Below are 20543 nucleotides of genomic sequence, written 5' to 3' on the forward strand. Positions count from 1 at the left end.
ATGACGCCTTCTGTCGTATCGCAGGCAGCGAAAGGGCCGAAACGACAGGCTGGCCGATCGAGCACTTCTTCGTTTCACTGCGCGCGCTTTCTAGGTTGCCCAGCAAGGCTGACGGTGCACCCAGCACACCACACTCATGGCAACAGGAGGTGTTATGTCGTCAGAGTGACGGCGAATCGGTCCCCGTTCTGATGATGGCCGACGCCTTGCTCGATGAGCAGAGAAAAGCCTATGGCCACGTCTACACCTTCGTGCTCTTCACTGCTCCACGCGGCGGTCTGCTGGAGGATCGGCACTGGATCCACGTCGACCCGATGACCGGCCTGCCCAATTGGCTGCTGCTACGCGATAGGCTTGACCACGCCCTCGCCCAGGCCGAGCGCTCCGATACCATGCTTGCCCTTCTGTTCATCGATATCGACCACTTCAAGACGGTCAACGATGCCGTAGGCCATAGCGAAGGAGATCGCATGCTGGGCGAAATCGCTCAGCGCCTGCAGCAGGAAGTCCGCAGCAAGGATACCCTGGCTCGCCTGGGCAGCGATCAGTTCGTCGTATTGCTCGAAAAGGAGGGCAACGCCGAAGCGGCTCAACTCGTGGCGGAGCGCCTACAGGAGGCTCTGGAGCCCCCCTTCACCCAAGGCGACCGCTACCTGCTCATGACGGCTTCCATTGGTATAGCGCTCTACCCCGGCGATGCCGAGGACGTGGAGACGCTGATTCAGGCCGCCCGCAGTGCTATGTTCATCGCCCGCAAGAAGGGTCCTGGGCGACTGGCCTTCGTCGATCATAGGCTGACCTCACGACTCAAGGAGAAGCATCGACTGGAGGGCTTGCTCAGTGAGGCCATCCACATGCCGGAGAGCCATCTTGTGCTGCATTACCAGCCGGAATTCGACCGCAGCACCCTTCAGTGCACTGGCTTGGAAGCCGTGCTGCGCTGGAAGGAGCCCAATCGCTGGCAGCAGTCGCCGGGGGATTACCTCGAGGTAATTGCCCGCCTGGGGCTGGGTGTACGCCTCAACCGCTGGGTGATTCAAACGGTGATCGCCGACCATCGACTCTGGCAGGAAGTCGACTCGCTGCTGGGGAAGCTTCCAGTTGCCATTCACCTATGCGAGTCTCACCTGGCACATGACACTTTCGATCGACGGCCGCTGGATCACTTCCTGCGTCATCAGGACATTACTTCCTACGAGTGGCTGACCCTGAAGGTTCCCGCGCAGGGGCTGGGCGGCGATCTGGACATGGCTATCCACATGTTCAAGCGTTTGGAGAAGCTTGGCATTCGTCTGGCTGTGGAAGAGCTGGGTAGCAGCCCCATCGATATGGCCTGGCTATCTCGACTACCCTTCCACAAGGCCAGCGTCAATGCTCGACTGGCTGGAGCCCATCGCGACGGGAGACGCTTGGTTGAGGCCTCGTGTCGCATGCTCAACGCCCTGAATATCGAACCGGTTATCGTCAACATCGACGATGAAGCCATGGCGAACTCCCTGGAAGGCACCTCGGCACGCCTCGCGCAAGGAGATCTTTACTGTCCGCCCTTGGCCCCGGAAGCCTTGGCGCAGTGGCTGATCGAGCATCAGCCACACGATGCCTGACGGAATGACCTCCTACGCGTCAGCCGAACCGGCGCTCCTCGCCATCTAGCGCTTGATCCAGGGTGTGGGGAAATGTGGGCGGATAGGCTTCCAGGTATGCCTGGCTGACTCGCAGCACTCTTACATCGTCATGTTTTCCACCCGCCAGTTGAAAACCCACCGGCAACCCGTCGGGCGTGAAGCCACACGGGATGGAGGCAGCCGGCTGTTGGCTGAGGTTGAAGGGGTAGGAGAACGGCGCCCACTCCTCCCAGTCGCGCATGCCGCTGCCGGGGGGGACATCGTTATTGAGAGGGAAGGGACGCACGGCGACTGAAGGTGTCATGACCAGATGATAGCGCTGGTTGAAGTGTTCGAGACGCTCCGTCAGCCGAGCTCTATCCTTGAGCGCGTAAAACATGTCGAGCGCTGTGAGCTGTTCCGCTCGCCTGGCATCCGCCACCAGCCCAGGGTCGAGTAACCGCCGCTGACGCTCACTATGCTCACGGTACATGGCAAGCGAAGCAGTGAACCACAGCGTATTGAAGATACGTATCGGCAGTTCGAAACCTGGGTCGATCTCCTCCACCTCGGCACCTAGCGATTCGAGCCGACGCGCTGCCTGGCGCACGCATTCAGCGACTTCCGGCTCCACCCTGGCATAACCCAGCGTCGGTGAAAAGGCGATGCGCATGCCCTCGACCCCCTTCCCGAGCCCCTCCCCCCAGTCTTCGGGCTGCCCGCGCAATGCGTAAGGGTCACGATAGTCATAGCGGCCAATGACATTGAGCATGCGCGCGGCATCGGCGACCGTGCGCGTCAGTGGGCCCAAATGGGAAAGAGAGGCCTCCTTGGCACGCGGCCATTCCGGCACCCAGCCAAAGGTAGGCTTGAAGCCGTACACACCGGTAAAAGAAGCAGGAATACGGATCGAGCCCCCTGAGTCACCGCCCTGGTGCAGAACGCCCATATTGAGTGCCGCCGCGACTGCGGCACCACCTGACGAGCCACCGGGGGTAAGCCGCGTGTCCCAAGGATTTGCCGTGGCTCCAAATACACGGTTATCGGTAATTGCCTTCCAGCCGTACTCCGGCGTATTGGTCTTGCCCAGAATCACCGCGCCCGCCTCGCGTAACATGCGAGCCGGCGGAGCATCCTGTTCGCAAGGGGTATCCGGCACTGCCAAAGAGCCCTTGCGCGCAGGCAGGCCGCAAGATTCGGTCAGATCCTTGAGCGAAACGGGAATTCCGTCGATGGGGCTCAGCGGACGGCCCTCGTGCCAGCGCCTGGTAGCAGCCTCGGCAGCCGCTTCCGCTCCTTCCCCGTCGACCAGCACGTAGGCATTGACGACATCATTGAAACGGTCGATGCGCTCTAGCGCAGCCCGCGTCGCCTCCAGCGGCGATGCCTTGCCGGTTTCGAAAAGCTGACTCAGCTGCCCTGCGTCCATGGTACCCAGATCGGTATCGCTCACGAGAACCTCCTTTTTTCCAGTGAGACAGAATGATTGTGGGAAAAAAAGCGCTGCAAGCGCAACCATGCGACGCAGGTGGTTCAGCTCAACGCTTCCGTGCCAACCAGCCGGCCACCACCAGCGCCGTGGCGGCAGAAGCCGCCGCCAGCACACCTAGCCGTATGCGCGACGAGCGGTAGTGGCCGTCGATGCGTCGCTCTCCGCTGGGTGGGCCGAACAGATTTCCTGATGACGTCGGCATTGGCCGGGCACGGCGCAGTGAGTAATCGACCAGCCTGGCATTGATCAGACTGTAGCCGGGCACGAACTGAGCGAGGAGCGACATTACGGCAGGGAGTCCGACATAGACGCTATGCCGAGGGCGCCTGGCCAGGCTGACGATAGCCTTCGCGGTGCGCCTTGGGTCGTAGACTGGCGGCACCGGCTTCAACCTGCGACCGGTGTAGTTGCCGCCATCGCGAAACCCCGGGGTATCCATGACCGAAGGATAGACATTGCAGACATGCAGATCGGGCCAGCGCCACAGCTCCCCCCGCAGGCTTGCGGCAAAAGCCCTTAGCCCAAACTTGGCGGCGCTGTAGGAGGCTGCATAGGGTTGCGGGGCCCAGCCGCCCAAGGAAATATTATTGATCAGAATGCCCCGGCCCTGGCGCTTGAAATGAGGCAGCACGGCGTGAGCTCCGCGCAATCCGCCCAACAGGTCCGTCTGGACCACCTGCTCGTGCGACTCGAGCGGCACCTCCTCGAAGGGCCCGAGGGCACCGATTCCCGCGTTATTGACCCAGACATCGATGCGACCTGCAGTAGCGATGACCCCCTGGGCCAGATTTTCCATGTCTTCCGACTTGCTGACATCGGCGACGACGATACGCGCCTGCCCTCCCAGGCGGTGGCATGTTTCGGCAACGTCATGAAGCGCATGACGGTCGCGTGCGGCGAGAAACAGCGCTGCCCCGCTGCGAGCGAACTCATAGGCCGTCGCCCTGCCGATACCGCTGGAGGCCCCCGTCAGAACGACGATGGCGTTGCGTAAGTCCTGTGAATGCACTTTCGTTACCTCCCTGGTAGTGAACCTTCCTGGGTCTGCGGCATCCGACGTTAACGGACGCAGACTTTTATCCTGCTTCCAACGTAGTCGGATCAGGGAAAGGAGGCTCAGCGAATAGGGGTCGGTTTTGTAACATTGCGTTTCCGCGAGGTGTAGCCAAACCTTGGCCGGTCCTGACGCACCGCATGATATGGAAGAAAGGACTACCCTTACCTAGGCGGTATTTGGACGATAAGGAGATCGTATGTTACGTCTACTCTTGCTGGCAGCCGGCGCCTATTGGCTGCGCAAACCCGAGAATCGCAAGCTGGCCGCGGAAAAACTGAAGGAGGGTTGGCATCGTATCGCCCACCCTGATGACGAGCGCAGACCTGGCATGAGCCACTATAGCGCCTCGCGGCGCCCCAATGACGAACGTGACGTGTAACGGGCCACGGCGGTTTCATTCTCACAACCAGGCAGGGAGGTCTGTATGAGGAAATGGATATTGTTGGCCGTCTTCAACTGGCTGAGAAAGCCAGCGAACCGTACCAAGGCAAAAAATGCCTTGCGCGGCTTGCGCGGGAAAGCGCCAAAAAAACATCAACCCGGCACAGGTCCAAGTCGACATCCCGGCGGCCCTCGCAACTAGCGAAAGCCCCTCCGGGCCACCAGGTGAGCGCTTTCGGCCAATCGCGCCAGGCCTAACCACCGGCGGCCTTTTGCAGGCTTCGACAAGGTGCAATGCTTCAGGCACACGAAAAAGCCGCTTGGCGCAATGCGCCAAGCGGCTGATTCTTTGAAACTTGTTGGTGGAGCCTAGCGGGATCGAACCGCTGACCTCAACACTGCCAGTGTTGCGCTCTCCCAGCTGAGCTAAGGCCCCACACGTACTCGCCTTGCGAGAACGAGGCGAATGTTACTCGCCCTACCCATCCTCGTCAATAGCTGAAGTCAGGATTGACTCTGCGTTGAGAGATAATAAGGTATTGGGATGCCCATTCAATTTCCCTAGCCTGGCGAGTGTGGCAAGCTTGCCCATAACAGCCTGGGTTCACCCGATAGCACGGAATCCGATACAAGCCTGCGGCACACCCGATGGTGCCGCCTGCTGCCGTAATGACGAGGAATGTCAGATTGATCAAGGTGCTTATTGTCGATGACCATCACCTGGTCCGAACCAGTCTCGCTCGCCTGCTGGAAAACGAAGAAGACATCGATGTCGTAGGCGAAGCCGCCAGCGGCGAAGAGGCCATTACCCAGTGCCGCAAGCTTGAACCGGACGTGGTGCTGATGGACCTTCGCATGCCCGGTATTGGCGGGCTCGAAGCCACGCGCAAGATAATGCGTAACAGTGCTGACGTGCGCATACTGGCACTGACAGGTTTCATGGAAGACAACTTTGCCCAGCGCATGCTGGAAGCCGGTGCCGGCGGGTTCATCAGCAAGGACACCCAAGTGGTGGACATGGTCGAGGCCATACGCAGCGTCTTCGCCGGACATCGCTACATCAGTCCGGATATCGCCCAGCGCCTGGTTCTGTCACGCTTCGACTCGGAAGAGAACCCGTTCGATCAGCTTTCGCAGCGAGAGCTCCAGGTGGCCATGATGATCGTCAACTGTCAGCGGGTCTCGGAGATTTCCGACCGACTCTTCCTCAGCCCCAAGACCGTCAACACATACCGCTACCGCATTTTCGAGAAGCTTGGCGTTCAGACCGACGTTGAATTGACGCACCTGGGGCTGAAACACGGGCTGGTCGAAGGGTTCGATACCACCGCCAACTGAGAAGGCTTCTGATAAGCTATGGCGGCACGTCTTTTCGCCAGGTCGCCATGAGCTTCGATTCACGTCAGTTCCTCGCCAATCTCACTCAGTCGCCGGGCATCTACCGCATGCTGGACGATCGCGGTGATACGCTCTACGTAGGCAAGGCCAAGCGCTTGAAAGCACGCTTGGCCAGCTACTTTCGCGGTGCGCTGAACACCAAGACGCAGGCCATGGTGTCGCGCATAGCGGATGTCCAGGTAACGGTCACACGCAGCGAAATCGAGGCTCTGCTGCTCGAGCAGACGCTCATCAAGGAGCTGCGTCCGCCCTACAACATCTTGCTGCGCGACGACAAATCCTATCCCTTCGTTTTCGTCAGCGACCGCCACCCCTACCCTGCGCTCGAATACAAACGCGCACGCCGACGTCATGAAGACGGCCGCTATCTCGGCCCTTACCCCAGCAGCGGTGCGGTTCGCGAGAGCCTTTCGCTGATGCAGAAGATCTTTCGCATACGCAACTGCGAAGACAGCGTTTTCTCACACCGCACCCGCCCCTGCCTGCAGTATCAGATTCAACGTTGCAGCGCGCCATGCGTGGGCTATATCAGCGAAGCCGATTACCGCCGAGACGTCGAGCATGCCGTGATGTGCCTCGAGGGGCGCAGCGAAAAGGTTACGGAAGAGCTGACCGCCGCAATGGAAACCGCCAGCCGCAGCTTGGCGTTCGAGGATGCAGCCCTGCTGCGCGATCAGATCCAGCATCTTCGTCAGCTGCAGCATCGTCAGTTCGTCGACACCGACGGCGGCGACGCCGACATCTTCGCTCTTGCCGAGGGCGAGGGCGTGCTGTGCATTTCGGTGCTGGCGGTTCGTCAGGGCCGGCTGCTGGGCGCTCGCCATCATGCACCGGATAACGGCCTCGGGCTCGAGGCGGCCGACCTGCTGGGCGAATTCGTCAGTCAGTACTATCTCGGCCAAGGGCGCGAGATCCCCCGTGAAGTGATCACCAGTCTGCCGCTACCGGATGGCGAGATTCTGCAAGCCGCACTGAGTAGCCGTGCCGAACGACGTGTACGCGTAACCCACAAGGTACGGGGCCACCGCAGCCAATGGTTGGAACTGGCACGAACCAATGTCGAGCAACAGCTCGGCAGTCGGCTGGCCAGTCAGGGCGAACTCGAGCGGCGCTTCGATTCGCTGAAGAGCGCCCTGGGTCTCGAGTCTCCTCCGGAGCGGCTGGAGTGCTTCGATATCAGCCACAGCCATGGCGAGGCGACCGTCGCCTCCTGTGTGGTTTTCGATCGCAACGGGCCGCGCAAATCGGACTATCGACGCTTCAATATCGAAGGCGAAACCGCAGGTGACGATTATGCCGCCATGCGCCAGGCGCTTGGCCGACGCTTTCGCCGTCTCTCCGAAGGGGAAGGGGTGGCCCCGGACATCTTGCTGCTTGACGGCGGCAAGGGGCAGCTCAATCTGGCCCGCGAAGTCCTGGCCGAGCTGAGAGTGAGCGGCATCCGCCTGCTCGGCGTGGCGAAGGGCACGACGCGCAAGGCCGGCCTCGAGACACTGTTCATCGAGACCGTAGACCGCACGCTTGACCTGCCGACCTCGTCCCCCGCCCTGCATCTGATTCAGCATGTGCGCGACGAAGCCCACCGCTTCGCCATTACCGGCCATCGCAATCGCCGCGACAAGGCGCGTCGCAGCTCCGCACTGGAAGGGATTGCCGGCATCGGGCCCAAGCGACGGCGTGAGCTTCTGAGGTTTTTCGGCGGTCTACAGGGGGTCAAGCAGGCCAGCCGCGAGGAACTTGCACGGGTTCCCGGCATCAGCGCAGCGCTGGCCGAGACGATTCATCGCTCCCTGCATGGATGATGTCGCCGGGTACAGATAGAATGAGCGCACTTCAGCACTCCTGACCATGGGCAAGGACTTCTCGTCGATGAACATCCCCAACATCCTGACGCTGGCCAGAATCGCCTTCATCCCGCTGCTGGTGGTGTTCTTCTACCTTCCATACTCATGGAGCATGCCGGTAGCGGCCGGCCTGTTCGCCCTGGCTTCGGTGACCGATTGGCTCGACGGCTACCTGGCGCGTCTCTGGGACCAGTCCACCCCGTTCGGTGCATTCCTCGATCCGGTGGCCGACAAATTGATGGTGGCCGTGGCGCTGGCCCTGCTCATCGAGCGCTTCGACACCATCTGGCTGACCCTGCCGGCTCTGGTGATCATCGGCCGCGAAATCGTCATCTCGGCGTTGCGCGAGTGGATGGCCGAGATGGGCAAGCGCGGTAGCGTAGCCGTTTCCTGGCTGGGCAAGTTCAAGACCACGCTGCAGATGATCGCGCTGCTGTTGCTACTGGCATTTCCACCAGGAACCCAGCTTTCCCTGTTGGGTGTGGTGACACTGCATGCAGCCGCCATCATGACGCTCTGGTCCATGGTGATGTACCTTCGGGCGGCCTGGCCCCACTTGGCCCGTGCCATGTAGTGGATGGCCTGCAAACACCAACAAGTGATTGACACTAACCGGCTTATCCGTATAATTCGCACTCGAGTCAAGCGGGAATAGCTCAGTGGTAGAGCATCGCCTTGCCAAGGCGAGGGTCGGGAGTTCGAATCTCCTTTCCCGCTCCAAATCTCTTGAGGACCAGTAATCCCAGGAGAGGCGGTATCGAGAGTGTCGTCAGCCGGTTCGCCGGTCCGATCGTTCTCTCCCCGCCACGACGACTCCATGAGGCTGGATGGCAGAGTGGTTATGCAGCGGACTGCAACTCCGTGTACGCCGGTTCGATTCCGACTCCAGCCTCCATTTCTTGACCCCTTTCAGCTGCCTGCTCGAAACCGTGCCGCCCGGATGGCGAAATTGGTAGACGCAAGAGACTTAAAATCTCTCGGTGGCAACACCGTGCCGGTTCGAGCCCGGCTCCGGGCACCAGACTCTTCGCTATCCCTCTCGCTACCCTATCCAGCCGGACACCTTTACGGCATGCTGGCTGCTGCAACAGGCTTCAGCGAGAATCCGCATGCCCCCTAGCATACTGGCGCGTAGCGAACACGACGTTCTGGTCATCGGCGGCGGCGTTGCCGGCCTGACTTTCGCCCTGCATGTCGCAAAGACACGCCGCGTCACACTCGTACGTCCAGCCAGTGACGACCAGGGTGCCAGCCGCTGGGCCCAGGGCGGCATTGCCGCAGTACTTTCTCCTCAAGATGACTTCGATGCCCACGTAGCTGACACCCTGGTGGCAGGCGACGGCCTATGCGACGAGCGAGCCGTGCGCTTCACCGTCGAACAGGGGCCCGGCGCCATTCAGTGGCTATTGTCTCTCGGCGTCCCCTTCACACGCGATGAGAGCCCATCGGCCAGCTATCCCTACCATCTGACCCGCGAAGGCGGCCATGGTGCACGGCGCATCATCCATGCCGAGGACGCCACAGGCCGAGCCGTACTGGACACGCTGAAGCGCCACGTACAAGCACATGGCGCGATTACCATCCGGGACGACCTGGTGGCCATCGGCTTGTTGGCAGACGCCGAGAAGCGCTGTCGCGGGGCACGCTGCCTGGATGCGCAGGGTCAGGTGCTGGAGCTCGTGGCAGACGACACGGTATTGGCCACTGGGGGGGCCAGCGGCATCTACCGTCATACCACGAGCCCCCACCCGGCCAGTGGTGAAGGGATGATGATGGCGGCCGAGCTGGGCGCCGAGCTGATGAATCTCGAGTTCCAGCAGTTCCACCCCACCTGCCTCCACGATCCTGAAGGCCCACCCTTCCTGATCAGCGAAGCGGTTCGCGGCGAAGGAGGAAGGCTCTACAGCACCGATGGCCGCCGCTTCATGCCCGAACTCGATGAACGTGCCGAACTGGCGCCGCGGGACATCGTCGCACGCGCCATCGATGCCGAGATGCAGCGTACCGGCTCTCCCCATGTATGGCTGGATGTGTCGCATCTGGGTGAAGCGGCGATTCTGCATCACTTCCCGACTATCCATGCCCACTGCCTCGGCCGAGGCTTGGACATTACGCGCCAACCGATTCCCGTAGTGCCCGCCGCCCACTACAGCTGCGGGGGCATAACCACCGACCTAGACGGCAGTTCCAGCGTGCCGAATCTTTATGCTATCGGAGAAGTCGCCTGTACCGGACTGCATGGCGCCAACCGCATGGCCAGCAATTCTCTGCTGGAGTGCCTGGTCTATGCTCGCAGCTGCGCCGCCAGGCTGGAGAGAAAGAAAGCTCTCGGCTCGGCGCCGCTGCCAACCCCGGCCCACGGTGACAAACAGGTAGAGACTCAGCGCATTCAGCAATGGCGCCTGACCATGCGTGAGATCATGAGCCGTCACGTGGCGATCGTACGCCGCGACGCGGGTCTCGATATCGCCGCCGGCGAGCTCGACGCGCTGATGAAAGAGGTGCGTATCGTCATCGACGATGCAACACCCAGCGCGGCACTCGCAAGCCTATGGCATGCCTTGCGCCTGGCTCGCCTCACCGTCCTGGCGGCAAGCCTGCGTCGCGAATCCCGGGGTCTGCATTACAACCCGGACTGTCCCAGCCACACCCTGACCGGACTGCCGGCGCTGCCTTCCCGACTGCACCTTCTCGACCTGCCCTGAGTGCGGCCGGCACGAGCACCTCAGCGAACCAGAGCCCGGCGCAGCTGACGCAAGGCGTCGCGTGGTGCGCTGTCGGGCCACAGCCAGAGCCTGCGCCCATCCAGCTCAAGAGCGACTAGCCAGGGGCCCAGATAAGCGCAGGTCAGCTTGACCGGCACCGCCTCCTCAGCCCCCACAGGCTGCCATGACCAACGCCAGCCACCCTCCAGTAGCGGATGCAGGTGCAGCTTACCCTGCGCCTGCCCCTGCCAGAGCCACCAGGCCAACGGCAACAGCCACACCAATGCCGGCCCAGCGAGCCAGCCCGGCCCGTAGTAAAGCGCCAGCCCGCTGGCCAGTAATGCCAGCAGGCTCTGGCAGCACCAGGCCAGCCTAGACGGGGCGACGTGAATCGTTGTCGGCGTTCTCGGCATGCTGCTGAATCAAGCTCACGATTCGCTGGTACTGGGGCTCGGGTGTTTCTCGCTGCATCAGCCAGGCAAAGAGATCCTGATCCTCGCCCTCGATCAGCGCTCGATAAGCGGCCTGGTCCTGGTCGCCGAGCTGGTCGTAGCAGTGCTCCAGGAAAGGGATCAACAGCAGGTCGAGTTCCCACATTCCACGCCGAGAGTGCCAGTAGAGCCGCTTGCGCAGGGCTGCGGCATCGGGAGTATTCGCTTCGCTCAACGTCGGCCTCGGTGGTCTGAATGAATGACGGACCAGTATACCGGAGCTATCGGATTCAGGCAGCGTCTGCCCCCGCTTTGCGCAATTTCCTTGACCATGGTCGTAGTGCGTTGTTTTATCACGATTTGACCAGTATGCTGACAATAGAATAAGAAGCCGCCCAGGTCCCACCGGACCGGGAATCGCCTGGAGAGATGACCCGATGACCAAATCCGAATTGATCGAACAGATCGCCATGCGTCAGCCTGAGCTTTCGATCAAGGAAGTCGAATCTGCGGTTCGCTTGATCCTTGATGACATCACCGACACCTTGGCCGAAGGTGGACGGGTCGAGATCCGGGGATTTGGCAGCTTTTCCCTGCATTATCGGGAACCGCGAGTCGGTCGTAACCCCAAGACCGGCGAGCCGGTCGCGCTGGAGGGCAAGTTCGTGCCACACTTCAAGCCTGGCAAGGAGCTTCGCGAGCAGGTAAATGCCAGCCGCGCCCTCGGCTATTAATCTTCGTCAGTCACAAGGGAAAGACTCATGCGTTGGCTCAAAGGCCTGATTCTGGCCATCATCCTGCTGGCGGTACTGCTGGTCGGCATCCTTTTCGCCGTCAATAACCAGCAGACGGTACCGCTCAACTTGATCTGGCTGGAACTGCCGGCAGTATCGCTCTCGGTCTGGTTGCTGGCGGCACTTGTCTGCGGCGTGGTGCTGGGCATGCTGGCGATGACAGGCGTCTGGCTAAGGCTGCGCACCGCACTCTCACGCGCCGAACGGCTGAATCGCCAACAGCGCAAGGAACTCGACCGGCTTCGCGTTCAGGAGCTCAAGGAACTGCCCTAGATGCCCGATGCCCTGCTGCTTGTCCTGCTGGTGGCCGCCGTTGCCATTGGCTGGTGGCTAGGCCGACGTGAGCGCCAGGGTAGCCGCGATCCCGCGCCCCCGAATACGCTGTCACGGGATTACTTCGTCGGCCTGAACTACCTGCTCAACGAGCAGCCCGATCGTGCCATCGAAACCTTTGTCGGCACGCTCGAAGTGAACAGCGAAACCGTCGACACCCACATCACCCTGGGCAACCTCTTTCGCACCCGGGGAGAGGCCGACCGTGCGGTCAAGATCCATCAGAATCTTCTGGCACGCCCCACTCTTACCGCCATGCAAAGCGACCAGGTTCAACTAGAACTCTCTCGCGACTTCCTCCAGCTCGGCCTGTTCGATCGCAGCGAAAGGCTACTCCAGCCGCTTGTTCGCGACTCCAATCACGACGATATTCGACATGCCGCCAAGCGCCTGCTTGCCGATCTCTTCGACCGAGAAGGCGAATGGCAGGCCGCCTTCGATGTCGCCTACCCGAGCCTGGTCAAGCAGCACGACGACATTCGGCGGGCAGCCGCCCACTGGCTCTGCGAGATGGCCGACGAGGAGCGGCGTTCCGCCAGTCCGGGCCTGGCGCGCAAACATCTCAGACGGGCGCTGTCCATCGACCCCCGCTGCGTACGGGCAAATCTGCTGTTATCTGCACTGGCCCAGGATACCGGTCACTACCGCGAGGCCATTCGCTTTCTCATGCGAATTCCCGACCAGGATCCGGACATGATGCCGACCATCCTGGAGCCGCTTCAGCATGCCTACCGCATGCTCGACGACGAAGCCGGCCTGGTGGAGTGCCTGGAACAACTGCTGGAACGCGCCCATATCACCAGCTTGATCATTCTGCTGGCGCAAACGCAGCGTCGGCGGCTCGGCCTTCAAGTGGCTATCGACCTCGTCAGCGAGCAGCTCAACCGCGCCCCCAGCCTGGGCGCACTCGATTACCTGCTGGACCTCTATCAGCAGCAGCAGCAAGAGCGCGGCGCACCCGACAATCGCCTGCAGCTACTCAAGCAACACACCCATACCCTACTGACGGCACGTCCGCGTCACCGCTGCCAGCGCTGCGGATTCGCCGGCCAGCCCATGCACTGGCAATGCCCTAGCTGCCGCAGTTGGGGGTCCACTCGCCCCATTACCGGTATCGAGGGCGAGTAGACTGCCGGTCGCCTCATCCCTTCAAACGCGGCTGGCCAACTCCCGCTCGATGGCCGTCAATGCCGCCATGGGATCGTCCGCCTGGGTCACCGGCCTGCCGATCACCAGATGCGTGCTGCCCGCCGTCATGGCTTCGGCCGGTGTCATGACGCGACGCTGATCGCCATGCTCGGCACTGGCAGGCCTGATGCCGGGTGTCACCTTGAGGAAGTCGTCTCCGCACAACTGGCGCAGCCGGCGCGATTCCTGAGCCGAACAGACCACGCCATCCAGGCCGCACTCCCGGGTCAGCTGAGCCAAGCGCTCCACATGCTGCTCCGTCGGGGCGTCGATACCCACTTCAACGAGATCCTCCGCCGACATACTGGTCAACACCGTAACGGCGATAAGGCGCGTCTTGAGATTGTGGCGCTCCAACCGTTCGCGTGCCGCCTCCATCATCCGCCGCCCGCCGCTGGCATGCACGTTGACCATCCAAACCCCCTGCTCGGCGGCGGCTTGCACTGCCCCGGCAACGGTATTGGGTATGTCGTGGAACTTGAGATCGAGAAAAACCTGGAAGCCACGGCCGTGCAGCGCCTCGACGATCTCCGGTCCGCTGCGCGTGAACAGCTCCTTGCCGACCTTGAGTCGGCAGCGCCCAGGGTCGAGCTGGTCGGCCAGGCACAGCGCAGTATGCAGAGAGGGATGGTCCAGGGCGATGATCAGCGGTGAGTCACAGGACACGTCAATGAGCTCCGACAACAGGGTAGAGGGGCAATTATACCAGCCCACGGCCGGTTAACCGCTCTTTGTAACGTGGACTATCTTATGAACTATGCTCTTCTCAAAAGCACGCCACCGTGTTCGTGCGGTACTTCTCGCACGGTGATTCAGGGAATAAAACATCCAACCCCTGAATTCATGTACCGGGAGGACGCCATGACGATAGAACAGCGCATGGGCCCGATCGCACTACCCGACAGCCGAGCTCAACGCGTCTTGAGCGCTCTGCTGGATGGCTCGGGCATAATCCTGAACGGCGATTCGCCTTGGGACCCGCAGATCTACCATCCGGACTTCTGCTCACGCATTCTGCGCCAAGGCTCCCTGGGATTGGGTGAATCCTACATGGATGGCTGGTGGGAGTGCGAAAGCATCGACGAGCTAGCCTGCTGCCTACTACGGCATGGCCTCGGCGAACGGGCTCGCCCTGCCCCCGACCGTATCTTGTACCGCCTGCAGGCGGGGCTACTCAATCTGCAGAGCAAAGCCCGCGCCTACATGGTGGGCGAGGTCCACTACGACTTGGGAAACGATCTCTTCGAGCGCATGCTCGACCCCACCATGTGTTACTCCTGCGGTTACTGGAAGGAAGCCGAGACGCTCCATGCCGCTCAACTTGCGAAGCTCGAGCTGGCCTGCCGCAAGCTCGAATTAATCCCTGGCATGCACGTATTGGATATCGGCTGTGGCTGGGGCAGCTTTGCCGAGTATGCAGCGCGGCGGCACGGCGTATCCGTCACCGGCATCACCATCTCGCGCAAGCAGGCGGAACTGGCCGGTAAGCGATGTGCCGGCCTGCCAGTGGAGATAGAGTTGAAAGACTATCGCGAGCTGACCGGACGCTACGATCGCATCGTCTCCATCGGCATGTTCGAGCATGTCGGTCATCGCAACTATGCCACCTTCTTCAAGACGGTGGAGAGCCTGCTGGGAGACGATGGACTTTTTCTGCTACACACCATCGGTTCGAACGGTTCGGAGATCACTGTCGACCCCTGGATCGACCGCTACATCTTTCCCAATGGAGTTTTGCCCTCGGCACGTCACATCGCCGATGCCAGCGAAGACCTGCTGTTGCTGGAGGATTGGCACAACTTCGGCCCGGACTATGACAGGACGCTTATGGCCTGGCGTGACAACCTCGAGGCCCATTGGCACGAGCTGTCCGATCGCTACAGTCAGCGCTTGAAGCGCATGTTCCGCTACTACTTATCGGTATGTGCCGGTGCCTTCCGAGCCAGGGATCTGCAGCTCTGGCAGGTGGTATTCTCGCGTGGCCGAGTCAGTCGCTACGACGCCTTCCGATGAGCACAGCGAGATGTTGTAGTAGCGGGCTTACACGCTATGTAGCAAATTTCGTACGACCACTAACAGATGCTTTACTCACTGTTACATCGTATATTAGGCCCTCGTCAAAACGGCTCTCCCAGTGGCAGACGCTTTCATCAAACCTGCGCTTCCGAGCCACTTCCCTGAGCCGTTACACCAAACAGTCGTTTGCACCTGCACATAGCAGGGTATGAAGGGACACCCGCATGACTGAAAACAACGCCATGACGGGTGGGGGTCTGAACGAGCCAATCGGTATGCGCGACTTCGCCGACCGTCTGCCTGGCGTCATATTTCAGTTTCATCGTGACCATAACGGTCACATGCACTTCCCCTACCTGGCCGGAAGCGGTACCGGCCTCTCTGGTGTCGACCGAAAAGACCTGAACCAGGACGCTCGACACATGCTCGACCGCCTGGACAAGGAGGACTACCCGCGCGTGATGGCTGCCATAGAGCGCTCGGCACGTTGGGGGGTTCCTATTGCCACCAAGTTTCGCCTGCGCCTGTCGAACCGTCGTAGCCGCTGGGTCGCGCTGCGCGCTCAACCGGAAGAATCGGCCACCGGCGTGCTCTGGCACGGTCTCATGATCGACATCACCGAGCAGATGGCCGAAGAGGCGAGACTGCGCAAGCTCTCGGATACCGATGATTTGACCGGCCTGGCCAACCGACGACGCTTGATGAAGCGCCTGGATGAGGAGATCGCCAAGTGCAACCGGCATGCCAGCCCGCTATCGCTGATGCTGATTGACCTGGACCACTTCAAGCGCGTCAACGACACCTGGGGGCACCTTCAAGGCGACCAGGTCCTGACCGAGTTCGCCACCCTCTGCCACGAGCTGTTGCGCGACGAGGACGTCATCGGACGGCTAGGCGGCGAAGAGTTCGCCGTGGTGCTACCCTTGACACCGATGGTCGCCAGCTACCCTTTGGCCGAGCGCCTGCGCTGTGCAATAGCCGACTACGATTTCGGCATCGCTTCAGGGCAGCTCACGGCCAGCATCGGTCTCGCCGAGTATCGCTTGGGCGAACCGCGAGACACCTTGATCGACAGAGCCGACCGCAGCCTCTACGCGGCCAAGAACCAGGGGCGCAATCGAGTGGTCAGGTGAACGAAGGAGGAGCCATCTTGAAGCTATCTCGACAGCCCTGTGAAGCCTGCCGCCACCAAGCCCCCACGGCCTCGGAAGCCGAAATCAGGCTGTTCAAGCCAGAGGTTCCCGAGTGGCAGATTGTCGAGCGCAATGGCATCATGCAACTGGAGCGGGCCTTCAGCTTCACCGATTTTCGCCAGGCCTTGGCCTTCACCAATCGCGTGGGAGAAATCGCCGAGGCAGCGGGCCACCACCCCACCCTGCTCACCGAATGGGGCAGGGTCACCGTGAACTGGTGGACCCACAAGATCAATGGCCTGCATCGCAACGACTTCATACTTGCCGCTAGAACCGACGAGGTAGCGAAATAAATGTTCGAACATATTGAGCGGGTCCCCGGGGACGCCATCCTCGGCCTGATCGAAGCCTTCAAGAAGGACACCAATCCTCAGAAGGTCGATCTCGGCGTGGGTGTCTACAAAGACGCCCAAGGCAACACCCCGGTGATGCGAGCCGTCAAGGAAGCCGAGGCCCTGCTGCTCAAGAACGAAACCACCAAGACCTACATCGGCTCCCACGGGGCTCCGCAGTACGGCGAAGTGGTGCTACCCATGGTACTTGGCGAAGCATCGCCCGTACTCGCCGCCAAGCGTGCCAGCGCCACCCAGGCCCCGGGCGGCACCGGTGCACTGAGGCTGGCTGCCGACTTCATCAGCGCCCAACTTCCGGGCAAGGGGATCTGGGTCAGCGATCCCACTTGGCCGAACCATCACGGCATCTTCACTGCTGCCGGCATCGAACTGCACAAGTATCCTTATGTCGATGCCGAAAATCGCCTCGATTTCGAGGGAATGCTGTCGGCGGTCAAGCAGATTCCCGCCGGCGACGTCATCGTGCTGCACGCCTGTTGCCACAACCCCACCGGCTTCGATCTCGACCGCACGCAGTGGCAGCAGATTCTCGAAGTGGTACGCGAGCGCAGCCTGCTCCCGCTCATCGACTTCGCTTACCAGGGCTTCGGTGAAGGCCTCGACGAAGACGCCTATGGCGTGCGATTGATGGCCGAGAACCTCGACGAGGTGATCATCACCAGTTCGTGCTCGAAGAACTTCGGCATCTACTGTGAGCGCACGGGCTGCCTGATCATGGTGGCGAAGAACAACGAGCAGATGGAGAACGTACGCTCTCAGGTTGCCATCGTGGCGCGCGAGAACTACTCCAATCCGCCGGCCCACGGTGGCGCCATCGTCAGCGAGATCCTCCACTCGGCCGAGCTGGCTGCCATCTGGCGCGAGGAACTCACCGAAATGCGCGATCGCATCAATACCCTGCGGCGCGACTTCGTCGAATCCCTCAAGCCTTACGGCCTCGATCAGAAATATGCTTGCGTGGCCGAACAGCGCGGCATGTTCTCCTATACGGGGCTCAAGCCCGAGCAGGTCGACCGCCTGCGTGACGAGTTCGGCATCTACATGGTGCGTTCAGGCCGCGCCAACGTAGCCGGTTTCTCGCATGAGAACCTGCCCTACCTGGCCAAGGCCATCGCGGCAGTCAACTAGACGTCTGCGTTACTGCCCCGGCCGCTGGCCGGGGCTGGCGGAGTCAACTCAGTGTCCAGGCTTCAGCGTCATCGAAGAGGGGGCGGATGTTCTCGATCAGATAGCGATCGTCGAACCCTGCCTCCTCTTTCAATGCCTGCGAGTCCGGCATGGTTATGACATGACGGTCGCGAAACACCAAACCATCCTCGCTCAGCGAGGAGAAGGTGCGACTGACGTGTACCGGACTAAGCCCAAGCAGATCCGCCAATACCTCTTGAGACAGCGGTAAGCGTAAACTCTCGCTTCCGTTGGCCTCGGTCTGCCTGAGTCGCTGGCACATCTCGAGCAGGAAGTGGGCCACCTTCTGGCGCGCGCTGCGGCGTGCCAGGTTGACCATACGCTCGGTGAGTATCACCTGCTGGCGGCTGGCGATGGCGAACAGAATGGATGTCAGCATGTAGGATTTGCGGAAAATGGCCGTGAGGTTGCAGTGGGGAAAGAAGCAGACCTCACCATCCTCCACCATCTGTACGCCTGCCAGACGCTGTGAGAAGGCAAACTCACGCAGACCGATGATGTCACCCGGCAGATAGATATCCAGGATCTGCCGGGTACCGTTTTCAAGGTTGCGATAAGAGAAGGCCCAGCCCGCCTTCAGAGTACAGAACTCGTGAGCATCCGCATGCTCCTCCCACAGCACGGTGCCGGCTCTCACTGGCGTGGCACCATCCTCCAGCTCTGCCAGTAACGCCTTGTCCTCGTCCGATAGCGCACTGAAGAAACTGAAGTGGCGGACGATACAGCTCTCATGTGAGCTCATCGCTAACTCCTTTCGATAAGAAACGAAAGTTTACATTAAACGCTGCTGAAACGGTCTGATCAGCATGCGACAAAGGCAGTCTTGACCAATCAGTCAAGCCGAAGTCACACTGGACCTGCCTTGTATACAAACCCAACACAAGAGGCTCATCATGGCGGCTTCCCCTGTGCACTACCCGTGGTACAAGAAGGAGGACACCGATGCCTTCTTCGCCCTGTTCCAGAACAACATCGCCAACTTCGTCATTATTGCCATCACCATGCTTGGCATGGGGTTCCCCGCTTCCATCGTCTTCGGTCAGGTACTTCCCGGTGCTGCCGTCGCCGTAATGGTGGGCAATTTCTATTATGCCTGGAGCGCGGCCCGCCTGGCACGCAAGGAAAACCGTACCGACGTCACGGCACTCTCCTACGGCATCTCGACCCCTGTGATGTTCGTCTTTCTCTTCGGGGTCCTGCTGCCAGCCAAGCAGTTGACTGGTGATGCCGAGCTGGCCTGGAAGGTCGCGGTGGCCGCCTGCTTCATCAGCGGTGCCATCGAGGCCGCCGTCAGTCTGATCGGTCGCTGGGTGCAGTATCACCTTCCGCGTGCTGCGATGCTCGGCGCCGTGGCAGGTGTCGCCCTCACCTTCATTGCCGGCGAAATGCTGTTCAAGAGCCTCGAAATGCCGGTGATCGGACTACTGGTGCTGGCGATCATCATCGTCGGCCTGGTAGCTCGCGTCGCCATGCCGTTTCGCCTGCCCACCTCACTGTTTGCCATCGTCATCGGTACCGCCATGGCATACCTGATTGGCGATGCCGGCGGCGAGCGTTTCAGCGATGCTTTCACCCACCTGGGGTTCTACCCGCTGCTGCCGAACATGGCTTGGCTCGAAGGCCTAGGGCTGCTGTTCACCGGCATGCTGGCGGTGCTGACGGTCGTGCTGCCGATCACGCTGTACAACGCCATCGAGACAATGAACAACGTCGAAGCGATGGAGGCCGCTGGCGACAAGTATGACGTGCGTGAGTGTCAGGCCGTGGATGGGGCAGGCACTATGCTGGGCGCCCTGTTTGGCGGCGTCTTTCCCACGACCGTGTACATTGCCACGGTGGGCGCCAAGTGGATGGGAGCGGGTAGAGGCTACAGCATCCTCAATGGGGCGGTCTACGCACTGGCCACCATGTTCGGCTTGATAGCCGCACTGGCGGCCATCATTCCGGTCTCCGTAGTGGCCCCTATTCTGGTGTTCGTAGGAATGTCGATGATCGCCACTGCCTTTCAGAGCAATGACACCCGCTATTACCCTGCCGTTGCCCTCGCCATGCTGCCCTACTTCGCCAACTACCTCATGACGCGTTTCAACAACGCGGCGGGAGAAACGGTTGCAGGTATATCGTCCGGTATCGTGCCGCTAGGTCAGGGGGCCATGTTCATGGCCATTCTCATCGGTGCCATGACGGTCTCGGTCATCGACCACCAGTTCCGCCGCGCCGCGGCGTTTGCCGGGGTGGCGGCCGCCTTCTCCTTCGTCGGCCTGATGCATGCGCCCCAAATGGCCTTCAACGCCGCCTGGGACTTCACTCTGGGCTACCTGGTGATGGGGGTGCTGTTCCTCTACTTCGCCTGGCAGCAGGAACGGCTTGCCGCCCCGCGCACAGCAAGCTCGCGGCCTGTGCAAGCTCCGCCTCCTGCCGACTGAGGCCCCATTCCTCGAGGTACAGAATCGCAAAGGCCCAGTCCGGTGGGACAGGGGCGTTTCTAGCAAGGTCTTCACTCAGCGCGCGGGACATCAAATTCGCTTGGATCGATGGCTCGCGGCTGGTGAGACTTATTTCACGG

General features: G+C 61.1%; 20 protein-coding genes and 4 tRNA genes. 17 read left to right on the plus strand and 7 right to left on the minus strand.

Annotated features, from left to right (window positions below):
- Positions 1 to 1604 (plus strand): putative bifunctional diguanylate cyclase/phosphodiesterase (locus tag AC2VNO_RS17260; RefSeq protein ID WP_486935295.1); only part of this gene is annotated, 1604 nt, incomplete at its 5' end.
- A gap of 19 nt (positions 1605 to 1623) precedes the next feature.
- Here AC2VNO_RS17260 and AC2VNO_RS17265 read toward each other — a convergent pair.
- Positions 1624 to 3057: an amidase gene (locus AC2VNO_RS17265; protein WP_486935296.1), complete on the minus strand. Its 1434-nt coding sequence runs from the start codon at positions 3055 to 3057 to the stop codon at positions 1624 to 1626.
- Positions 3058 to 3142: 85 nt separating this feature from the next.
- Positions 3143 to 4105 (minus strand): SDR family oxidoreductase, encoded by a 963-nt coding sequence (locus AC2VNO_RS17270; RefSeq protein WP_486935297.1) that lies wholly within the window; start codon positions 4103 to 4105, stop codon positions 3143 to 3145.
- 244 nt (positions 4106 to 4349) lie between these two features.
- Here AC2VNO_RS17270 and AC2VNO_RS17275 point away from each other — a divergent pair, with 244 nt between their 5' ends.
- On the plus strand, positions 4350 to 4532 hold the full coding sequence (locus AC2VNO_RS17275; protein WP_486935298.1) for a hypothetical protein: 183 nt from the start codon (positions 4350 to 4352) through the stop codon (positions 4530 to 4532).
- 362 nt (positions 4533 to 4894) lie between these two features.
- Here the strand turns inward: AC2VNO_RS17275 and AC2VNO_RS17280 are convergent.
- Positions 4895 to 4970, minus strand: a tRNA-Ala gene (locus AC2VNO_RS17280).
- A gap of 251 nt (positions 4971 to 5221) precedes the next feature.
- Between AC2VNO_RS17280 and uvrY the strand changes: the two genes are divergently transcribed.
- From uvrY to nadB, 7 genes are all read left to right on the plus strand, one after another.
- Entirely contained in the window at positions 5222 to 5872 is a 651-nt protein-coding gene (gene uvrY / locus AC2VNO_RS17285) for a UvrY/SirA/GacA family response regulator transcription factor (RefSeq protein ID WP_228574305.1), read from the plus strand.
- Between the two features lie 47 nt (positions 5873 to 5919).
- On the plus strand, positions 5920 to 7734 hold the full coding sequence (uvrC, locus tag AC2VNO_RS17290) for an excinuclease ABC subunit UvrC (RefSeq protein ID WP_486935299.1): 1815 nt from the start codon (positions 5920 to 5922) through the stop codon (positions 7732 to 7734).
- 67 nt (positions 7735 to 7801) lie between these two features.
- Positions 7802 to 8350 (plus strand): CDP-diacylglycerol--glycerol-3-phosphate 3-phosphatidyltransferase, encoded by a 549-nt coding sequence (pgsA, locus tag AC2VNO_RS17295; RefSeq protein ID WP_486935300.1) that lies wholly within the window; start codon positions 7802 to 7804, stop codon positions 8348 to 8350.
- A gap of 71 nt (positions 8351 to 8421) precedes the next feature.
- Positions 8422 to 8496 (plus strand) — tRNA-Gly (locus tag AC2VNO_RS17300).
- A 101-nt stretch (positions 8497 to 8597) separates the two neighbouring features.
- A tRNA-Cys gene (locus AC2VNO_RS17305) sits at positions 8598 to 8671 on the plus strand.
- A gap of 39 nt (positions 8672 to 8710) precedes the next feature.
- Positions 8711 to 8797: transfer RNA gene (locus tag AC2VNO_RS17310), tRNA-Leu, on the plus strand.
- An 88-nt stretch (positions 8798 to 8885) separates the two neighbouring features.
- Positions 8886 to 10481: an L-aspartate oxidase gene (gene nadB, locus AC2VNO_RS17315; RefSeq protein ID WP_486935301.1), complete on the plus strand. Its 1596-nt coding sequence runs from the start codon at positions 8886 to 8888 to the stop codon at positions 10479 to 10481.
- A gap of 20 nt (positions 10482 to 10501) precedes the next feature.
- Here nadB and AC2VNO_RS17320 read toward each other — a convergent pair whose 3' ends face one another.
- Together AC2VNO_RS17320 and AC2VNO_RS17325 are read right to left on the minus strand one after the other, a co-directional pair.
- On the minus strand, positions 10502 to 10894 hold the full coding sequence (locus AC2VNO_RS17320) for a hypothetical protein (protein ID WP_486935302.1): 393 nt from the start codon (positions 10892 to 10894) through the stop codon (positions 10502 to 10504).
- Positions 10854 to 11147, minus strand: a complete 294-nt coding sequence (locus AC2VNO_RS17325) for an FAD assembly factor SdhE (RefSeq protein ID WP_228574315.1) — start codon at positions 11145 to 11147, stop codon at positions 10854 to 10856. Before AC2VNO_RS17325 ends, AC2VNO_RS17320 begins: the two co-directional genes overlap by 41 nt.
- Positions 11148 to 11349: 202 nt before the next feature.
- Here AC2VNO_RS17325 and AC2VNO_RS17330 point away from each other — a divergent pair, with 202 nt between their 5' ends.
- Genes AC2VNO_RS17330 through lapB form a run of 3 tightly spaced genes read left to right on the plus strand, consistent with a single transcriptional unit; the run spans position 11350 to position 13167 of the window.
- Entirely contained in the window at positions 11350 to 11646 is a 297-nt protein-coding gene (locus AC2VNO_RS17330; protein WP_086508802.1) for an integration host factor subunit beta, read from the plus strand.
- A 27-nt stretch (positions 11647 to 11673) separates the two neighbouring features.
- Positions 11674 to 11979 (plus strand): LapA family protein, encoded by a 306-nt coding sequence (locus tag AC2VNO_RS17335; protein ID WP_486935303.1) that lies wholly within the window; start codon positions 11674 to 11676, stop codon positions 11977 to 11979.
- A complete protein-coding gene (gene lapB / locus AC2VNO_RS17340) occupies positions 11980 to 13167 on the plus strand; it encodes a lipopolysaccharide assembly protein LapB (RefSeq protein WP_486935304.1) in 1188 nt (395 codons plus the stop codon).
- A gap of 21 nt (positions 13168 to 13188) precedes the next feature.
- Here the strand turns inward: lapB and pyrF are convergent, their stop codons facing one another.
- Positions 13189 to 13893: an orotidine-5'-phosphate decarboxylase gene (gene pyrF, locus AC2VNO_RS17345; protein WP_486935305.1), complete on the minus strand. Its 705-nt coding sequence runs from the start codon at positions 13891 to 13893 to the stop codon at positions 13189 to 13191.
- A gap of 195 nt (positions 13894 to 14088) precedes the next feature.
- Between pyrF and cfa the strand changes: the two genes are divergently transcribed.
- From cfa to AC2VNO_RS17365, 4 genes are all read left to right on the plus strand, one after another.
- A complete protein-coding gene (cfa, locus tag AC2VNO_RS17350; protein WP_486935306.1) occupies positions 14089 to 15240 on the plus strand; it encodes a cyclopropane fatty acyl phospholipid synthase in 1152 nt (383 codons plus the stop codon).
- Positions 15241 to 15467: 227 nt separating this feature from the next.
- Positions 15468 to 16376: a GGDEF domain-containing protein gene (locus AC2VNO_RS17355; protein WP_486935307.1), complete on the plus strand. Its 909-nt coding sequence runs from the start codon at positions 15468 to 15470 to the stop codon at positions 16374 to 16376.
- 14 nt (positions 16377 to 16390) lie between these two features.
- Positions 16391 to 16729, plus strand: a complete 339-nt coding sequence (locus tag AC2VNO_RS17360) for a 4a-hydroxytetrahydrobiopterin dehydratase (RefSeq protein ID WP_486935311.1) — start codon at positions 16391 to 16393, stop codon at positions 16727 to 16729.
- Positions 16730 to 17917, plus strand: coding sequence for an amino acid aminotransferase (locus AC2VNO_RS17365; RefSeq protein ID WP_486935308.1), 1188 nt, complete (start codon positions 16730 to 16732; stop codon positions 17915 to 17917).
- 43 nt (positions 17918 to 17960) lie between these two features.
- On the opposite strand, the gene AC2VNO_RS17370 is transcribed toward AC2VNO_RS17365, so the two are convergent.
- Positions 17961 to 18719 (minus strand): Crp/Fnr family transcriptional regulator, encoded by a 759-nt coding sequence (locus AC2VNO_RS17370; protein ID WP_486935309.1) that lies wholly within the window; start codon positions 18717 to 18719, stop codon positions 17961 to 17963.
- A 151-nt stretch (positions 18720 to 18870) separates the two neighbouring features.
- Here AC2VNO_RS17370 and AC2VNO_RS17375 point away from each other — a divergent pair, with 151 nt between their 5' ends.
- Entirely contained in the window at positions 18871 to 20403 is a 1533-nt protein-coding gene (locus tag AC2VNO_RS17375; RefSeq protein ID WP_486935310.1) for an NCS2 family permease, read from the plus strand.
- Positions 20404 to 20543 lie beyond the last annotated feature (140 nt).

The sequence above is a fragment of the Halomonas sp. TH-94 genome, from assembly GCF_057473365.1.

Coding starts and splice junctions, on each gene's coding strand:
- pgsA (WP_486935300.1), top strand. CDS start 7,802: ATGAACATCCCCAACATCCTGACGCTGGCCAGAATCGCCTTCATCCCG.
- AC2VNO_RS17275 (WP_486935298.1), top strand. CDS start 4,350: ATGTTACGTCTACTCTTGCTGGCAGCCGGCGCCTATTGGCTGCGCAAA.
- AC2VNO_RS17330 (WP_086508802.1), top strand. CDS start 11,350: ATGACCAAATCCGAATTGATCGAACAGATCGCCATGCGTCAGCCTGAG.
- AC2VNO_RS17355 (WP_486935307.1), top strand. CDS start 15,468: ATGACTGAAAACAACGCCATGACGGGTGGGGGTCTGAACGAGCCAATC.
- AC2VNO_RS17320 (WP_486935302.1), bottom strand. CDS start 10,894: ATGCCGAGAACGCCGACAACGATTCACGTCGCCCCGTCTAGGCTGGCC.
- AC2VNO_RS17335 (WP_486935303.1), top strand. CDS start 11,674: ATGCGTTGGCTCAAAGGCCTGATTCTGGCCATCATCCTGCTGGCGGTA.
- nadB (WP_486935301.1), top strand. CDS start 8,886: ATGCCCCCTAGCATACTGGCGCGTAGCGAACACGACGTTCTGGTCATC.
- cfa (WP_486935306.1), top strand. CDS start 14,089: ATGACGATAGAACAGCGCATGGGCCCGATCGCACTACCCGACAGCCGA.
- AC2VNO_RS17370 (WP_486935309.1), bottom strand. CDS start 18,719: ATGAGCTCACATGAGAGCTGTATCGTCCGCCACTTCAGTTTCTTCAGT.
- AC2VNO_RS17375 (WP_486935310.1), top strand. CDS start 18,871: ATGGCGGCTTCCCCTGTGCACTACCCGTGGTACAAGAAGGAGGACACC.
- AC2VNO_RS17365 (WP_486935308.1), top strand. CDS start 16,730: ATGTTCGAACATATTGAGCGGGTCCCCGGGGACGCCATCCTCGGCCTG.
- uvrC (WP_486935299.1), top strand. CDS start 5,920: ATGAGCTTCGATTCACGTCAGTTCCTCGCCAATCTCACTCAGTCGCCG.
- lapB (WP_486935304.1), top strand. CDS start 11,980: ATGCCCGATGCCCTGCTGCTTGTCCTGCTGGTGGCCGCCGTTGCCATT.